This is a genomic window from Roseateles sp. P5_B10 (assembly GCF_056400485.1).
Genome location: NZ_JBFULE010001725.1, coordinates 1 through 538, shown reverse-complemented (window position 1 = coordinate 538; position 538 = coordinate 1). Strand labels below are relative to the sequence as shown.

The following is a 538-nucleotide window of genomic DNA, read 5'->3' as shown; positions in this document are numbered from 1 at the left end:
GTATTGGTGATCGCCTCGATCGACGGCACCACATTGTCTGACGTGCTCAACCAGGCCAAGGCCAAGGGCATCACCATCATCGCCTATGACCGGCTGATCCGGGACACCCCGAATGTCGATTACTATGCGACCTTCGACAATTTCCAGGTCGGTGTGCTGCAGGCGCAGTCGATCGAGAGCGCGTTGAAGCTCAAGGACGCCAAAGGCCCGTTCAACATCGAACTGTTTGGCGGATCGCCCGACGACAACAACGCCTATTTCTTCTACGATGGCGCGATGTCGGTGCTGAAGCCATATATCGACAGCAGCAAGCTGGTCGTCGCCAGCGGCCAGACCGGCATGAACAAGGTGTCGACCTTGCGCTGGGACGGTGCCACCGCTCAAGCCCGAATGGATAACCTGCTGAGCGCCTTCTACACAAACAAGAAGCTGTCCGCGGTGCTGTCGCCCTATGACGGGTTGTCGATCGGAATCCTGTCGTCGCTCAAGGGAGTCGGCTATGGCAGTGGCGACATGCCAATGCCGATCGTCACAGGGC

The 538-nt window shown here is 58.6% G+C and carries 1 protein-coding gene; it reads left to right on the top strand.

Translation table 11 applies throughout. The features are described from left to right. Positions 1-538 (top strand): substrate-binding domain-containing protein (locus tag AC1DU6_RS35550; RefSeq protein WP_477863314.1); only part of this gene is annotated, 538 nt, incomplete at both ends.